The organism is Actinokineospora spheciospongiae (assembly GCF_000564855.1).
Lineage (GTDB): Bacteria > Actinomycetota > Actinomycetes > Mycobacteriales > Pseudonocardiaceae > Actinokineospora > Actinokineospora spheciospongiae.
Genome location: NZ_AYXG01000257.1, coordinates 1 through 5,231, shown reverse-complemented (window position 1 = coordinate 5,231; position 5,231 = coordinate 1). Strand labels below are relative to the sequence as shown.

The 5,231-nt window shown below is 75.0% G+C and carries 5 protein-coding genes; 2 read left to right on the top strand and 3 right to left on the bottom strand.

Annotation, left to right across the window (positions count from 1 at the left end):
* Positions 1 to 194: 194 nt before the first annotated feature.
* Both UO65_RS32455 and UO65_RS32450 read right to left on the bottom strand, forming a co-directional pair.
* The gene (locus tag UO65_RS32455) at positions 195 to 1,142 is read right to left on the bottom strand and encodes a sporulation protein (protein ID WP_035290680.1); all 948 of its coding nucleotides are present in this window, start codon (positions 1,140 to 1,142) and stop codon (positions 195 to 197) included.
* 195 nt (positions 1,143 to 1,337) lie between these two features.
* A complete protein-coding gene (locus tag UO65_RS32450) occupies positions 1,338 to 1,919 on the bottom strand; it encodes a DUF3558 family protein (protein WP_035290678.1) in 582 nt (193 codons plus the stop codon).
* A gap of 367 nt (positions 1,920 to 2,286) precedes the next feature.
* On the opposite strand from UO65_RS32450, the gene UO65_RS32445 reads away from it, so the two are divergent.
* A complete protein-coding gene (locus UO65_RS32445; protein WP_052022106.1) occupies positions 2,287 to 2,931 on the top strand; it encodes a thioesterase II family protein in 645 nt (214 codons plus the stop codon).
* 386 nt (positions 2,932 to 3,317) lie between these two features.
* On the opposite strand, the gene UO65_RS32440 is transcribed toward UO65_RS32445, so the two are convergent.
* Positions 3,318 to 4,571: a helix-turn-helix domain-containing protein gene (locus tag UO65_RS32440; protein ID WP_052022105.1), complete on the bottom strand. Its 1,254-nt coding sequence runs from the start codon at positions 4,569 to 4,571 to the stop codon at positions 3,318 to 3,320.
* Positions 4,572 to 4,628: 57 nt separating this feature from the next.
* Between UO65_RS32440 and UO65_RS33905 the strand changes: the two genes are divergently transcribed.
* Positions 4,629 to 4,868, top strand: a complete 240-nt coding sequence (locus UO65_RS33905; RefSeq protein WP_152552392.1) for a hypothetical protein — start codon at positions 4,629 to 4,631, stop codon at positions 4,866 to 4,868.
* Positions 4,869 to 5,231: the final 363 nt, after the last annotated feature.

Here is a 5,231-nt window from a genome sequence, read left to right as displayed (position 1 = left end):
CACATGATCGCCACCCCCGGCCAAACACATCCACCCACCCGGGCAGGGCCGTAGTCGGGCCGGCGGTTTCGGGGGTGGTCGGCTAGGCAACCGCATCCACCCACCCGGGTAGTGGCGTAGCCGGGCCGCCGGTTTGTGGGGTGGCCGGTTGTCGCTTCGCCGATGGGTCCGGGTGGGTGGTGGCTGGTGGGCCCTCACTCGTCGTCGAAGACCTCTTCGAAGACCTCGCCGAGGACCATGCCGCCGACGATGCCCGCTGCCGCGCCGCCGACGATGCCGCCCATGCCGGGGCCGCGTCGGTGCGGGTCGCCGTAGTGGCCGTGGTCCTGGTGGTACCCGTGCTCCTGGTGGTGACCGAAGGCGGAGTGGCCGCCGCGACCGGCGACCTGGGTGAGCCAGTCGCCCACGACGGGGGTCCAGTCGGTGCGTTCCGCTTCCTGGTGGGTCATCCGGAAGTGGCCGAAGGCGTCGCCGCCGGAGCGGAAGAGGCCGCCGCGCTTGTCGGCCTCCAGCACCACGTACAGCTCGTGCGGGGTGGCCACGAAGGTCAGCTCGACCTGGTTGATCCGGCCCGCCGCCTCGCGCGGGGGGTAGAACTCGATCTCCTGGAAGAAGCCGAGCTGCTGCGGCACCCCGTGCAGCACCCCGGCCTCCACGTCGGCGCTGCTGAACTGGAAGCCCAGGGCGCCGAAGGCGTCGAGCACCCGGTCCTGCGAGGGCAGGGGGTGCACCTCGACCGGGTCCAGGTCGCCCTTGTCCGGGGCGCCCGCGATGACCAGTTCGGTGCGCAGGCCGACCGACATCCTCGGCAGCGGGGAGCCGGAGACGGCGGTGATCGGCGCCTCCCACGGCAGTTCGACCCGGAACGGCACGTCCACCCGCTGGTTCTCCGGGATGACCAGGCGATCGGCCACGACCACCCGCAGGAGTTCGCCGGTGCCCACGCCCTCGTGGTCCCCGTGCTCGACCTCCACCCTGGTGATCAGCGACAGCACGATCCGGTCGATCTCGGCGCGCGCGCTGCCGCCCTGCACCCGCACCTGGCCGGTGACGGCCTGCCCGGGGTAGACGTGCGGCGAGTCGAGCACGGTGTCCACCGACGGGCCGCCGACGCCGAAGGCCGAGAGCATCCGCTTGAACATGTGGGAGTCCTCCTGGGGTCGCGTCCGGGGGCCCGCACGCGGGGCCACGACGCCGAAGCGCTCCAATCGGACAGTACCGGATCTTGTGCTCGGGATGACAAGAACCCGGAGCGGAACAAATGCGGAAATGCCGTCCACGCGGCGGGCACCATTGCCGGGAAAAGGTCAGCCGCCGGGAGGTCGGCCGCAGAAGGGTCAGCGCAGTGCGGTGACGACCTGTTCGGCGACCGACACGGCGGTCTGGCACTGGCCCCCGGTGTCGTTGGCCCCGCTGGCGCCTGCGGCCACGACGACGCCCCCGCCGTCCCCGGCGCCGACGACCACCTCGCACAGCACGGTGCCGTCGGTCCGCTGCGCGCGCACCAGGGCGGGCTGGCCGTCGACGCTGATCTGCTCGAACAGCTTCCACCGCAGCCCGGTCCCGTCGGCGCCGGGCCGCGACGAGTCCTGGTACGCGGCGGCCAGCGGGTCGTTGCCGCTGAAGCCGACGCTGATCCGGGGCCACTCCACCCGGTCGGCCCACACGCAGAACCTCGTGGTCCCCGCCTCGCCGCCGTGCGGCTGGCCGGGTCCGTAGACGCCGAGGCCCAGCGGGATGCTCTTCGGCACCACCGCGCACGGGTCGACGGCCTTGGCCAGGTCGAGGGTCCGGGTCGCCGCGGGCGCCTCCGTCGGCCGCCCCGCCGCGGTCACCGTGGGCACCTGCGAGGCCCCCGCGGCGCACCCGCCGAGCAGGGCGGCCACCACCGACCCGACCACCACCCGACCGAGCACCATGTCCCCCACCCCTCATTCCGACATCCACCATCATCCCCGGCCGCCATCGTTTTCGGGCGGCCCCGGGGCGGTTTTTTCCACGTTGTTCGCTCACGCAAAGAGCGAATGCTGTGTGTGATTGTTCAGATACCGCCTTTTTGCGTTCCCGGTGACAAAAAGCAGGGTCAGTTCAAATGCCCGACCCGGCGATCGTTGAGGTCAGCGCCCACCCGAGCCGGGGACAACACCCGGGTTATGCCCCTATCCGAACCCCTGATCCCCGGCTTTCGCCGCGACCGGGCACCCGGCGCCACCCTAGGGGTTGAGCCCCGCCGAACCGGGGTGGCACCTTGGGCCGAGCGTCGGGGGAAAGGGAGTCGGGCAGCCGATGAGTGGACCGGGGGATTCCTGGCTGCGCCGCCTGCGCGCCTGCGACCGCCCGGCGGCCAGGGTCGTCTGCCTCCCGCCCGCGGGCGCCGACGCCCTGTTCTACCTGTCCTTCGCCCGCGCGGTGTCGCACCCGGTGGAGGTCCTGGGGGCGCAGTACCCGGGCCGCCGGGACCGCCGGGGCGAGGCGCCCGCGCGGACGGTGCAGGAGTTGGCCGACGGGATCGCCGGGGCCGCCGGGTCGGACCTGCCGGTGGCGCTGTTCGGCCACGGGATGGGGGCGGTGGTCGCCTTCGAGACGGCCCTGCGGCTGCACCGGCCGCCGCTGGTGCTGTTCGTCTCGGGTGCGCCGGGACCGCCGCGGCACCGGGTGGCGGAGTCGGCCGAGTCCTCCGGGACGGCACACGCGGACCTCTCGGCGGCGGCGACCTACCGGTGGGGCGACGCGCGGGTGGGTGCGCCGGTGGTGGGCATGGTCGGCGACGAGGACCCGGTGGCGCGGGCCGAGGAGGTCGCCACCTGGCAGTCCGTGACCTCGGGGGCTTTCGAGTTGCAACTGTTCTCCGGGGGCCACCTGTACCTGACGTCGTTCGTGTCCACTGTGGCCAACGCGGTGGGGGAACGGGTGCTGGGGATGCTGGGGTGATCGTGGCGCTCCACCGGTGCCAGGCGGAGCAGCCAGTGCTAGGCGGAGCAGTCGGTGGCCAACCGGGCTAGCTGGGGCAGCCGGTAGCCAGCCAAGCGGCCGGTGTCAGGCGGAGCAGCCAGTTGCCAGCCGGGGCAGCCAGCGGCCAACCGGGCGGCCGGTGTCAGGCGGGGCAGTCGGTGGCCAACCGGGCTAGCTGGGGCAGCCGGTAGCCAGCTAGGGCAGCCGGTGGCCAGCCGGGCGGGCGGTGGCCAGCCGGAGCAGCCAGTTGCCAGCCGGGGCAGCCGGTGGCCAGCCGGGCGGGCGGTGTCAGGCGGGGCGGCCGGTGGCCAGCCGGGCGGGCGGTGGCCAGCCGGGGCAGCCGGTGGCCAACCGGGCGGCCAGTGTCAGGCGGGGCGGCCGGTGGCCAGCCGGGCGGGCAGGTCGCCCCGGCGGCGGACGCCGAGCTTGCGGTAGACGCGGGTGAGGTGCTGCTCGACCGTGCTCACCGTGACGTGCAGGCGGTCGGCGATCTCCTTGTTGGTGTGGCCGAGGGCGGCGAGGGTGGCGACCCGCTGCTCGGCCTCGCTGAGGTCGGCGAAGGCCGCGTCGGTGGGTTCGGGGTGGGCGGCGGGGCGGTGCCGCAGGACGCGGTCGACCAGGTCGGTCACCCCGCACAGCTTGGCCTCGTCGGTGGCGCTCCTGGCCACCCGGCGGGCCTCGGCGGGGTCACCGCCCTCGGTGAGGGTGCGGCTCAACTCCGCCAGGGACACCGCGGCGGCGTAGCGGTCCCCCGCAGCCCGGAACTCCTCGGCCGCCTGGTGCAGCAGGCCCGCTCCCCGACTGCGCGCCAGCACCCGCAGGGCCAGCGCCCGGGTGTAGCGGCTGGCGGCGGCGGGCAGGGCCAACTGCTCGTCGGCCAGCAGGGCGGCGGCGCGGACCCTGCCCGCGCGGAGGTGCGCGGCGGCCAGACCGGTGCGCCAGGGAGCGAGGGACGGCAGGTCGAGGCCCCAACCGGTCATCCGCCGCCCGCACTCCTCCAGGTCCGCCACGGCGGCCAGCACCCGTTCGGTGGCCAAGTGGTGCATCCCGCGGGCGTACAGGTAGCGGACGCCGAAGACGGTGTCGTAGGCCGATTCCGGCAGGACGTGGCGCAGCGCCGCGCTCGGGGTGACGCCGAGCGCGGTCTCCGCGCTGAGCATCGTCGCCAGCGGCAACGCCACCAGAATCCCCCAGGAGCGGTCGGGGAGCATCCGCAGGCTCTCCTCGGCCGTGGACCGCGCCACCCGCAGCGCACCTTGGCGCAGCGAGATCTCCGCACGCGCCGCACCGAGCACGGCCGACCACGTGGTGGCCCCCCGTTCCCGCGCCCGCCCGAGCAGGTCATCACCCCATCGAGCAGCCAGGTCCACCCGATCGGCGTGCACGAGGGCGGCGAGCGCCCCCGCGAGCACCTCGAGCGTGTGGTCGGTGAGGGGACAACCGCGGAGCACCCGCTCCGCGTCCCGGACCACATCCGGGAGCGCACCCGCGAGCAGCCCCGGCAGCAGCGCGGCGGCAGAGCGCTGCCAGCGGTCGACGGCCCGCACGGGCTCCGGAACGGGCCGAGGACGGCGGGGACCGCGCAGCCAGTCGTCGGCGAGGGTCAGCTCGGCGCCCACCCGAGGATCGGCACGGCGGGCAGCGGCCAGTAGGGCGGCGGCGGTGTCCGGATCGGCGTGCCAGAGCCCGTGCCGGGCAGCGACGACGGGATCGGCGAAGCCGTGGTGGGCGGGGTGGGCGGGGTGGGCGGGGTCCGCCACGCGGTGGAGGTCGCCGCCGGGGCGGGTGGTCCGACCTGCTGCGTCTTCGGCGCGGGAAGCCGGGCCGTGGGAGCCGCCTGCGTCGGCGGCGGGGGTGGTCGCGCCGCGAGCGGGGCGGGCGGCGGGATCACCGGAAGGGCGACCGGGGCCGCCTGAGGCGGGATCGGCAGAGGCGGGATCGGCGGAGCAGGCGAAGCGATCGGTGGAGGTGGCGGAACCACCGGCGGAGCCGACGAGACCGCCTGCGGTGGAACCACTGGTGGCGAGGTCGGTGGGGGTGCTGGGGCAGGCGGCGGTGGCAGGACCAGCCGCAGCAGGGCCACCACCAGCGGCAGCGGCGGCAGGACCAGCGGCAGCAGCAGGACCAGCGGCGGTGGCAGCGGCCGAGCCGACCGCAGAGACAGCGGCGCCGCTGGCGGCGGGGGCAGGGCCGCTGGCGGCACTGGCCACGGTTCTGCCGTCAGCGGTGGCGGCAAGGGCAGCAGTGGTGGGGGCAGTGGGGGCGGGGCTGGCGGCAGC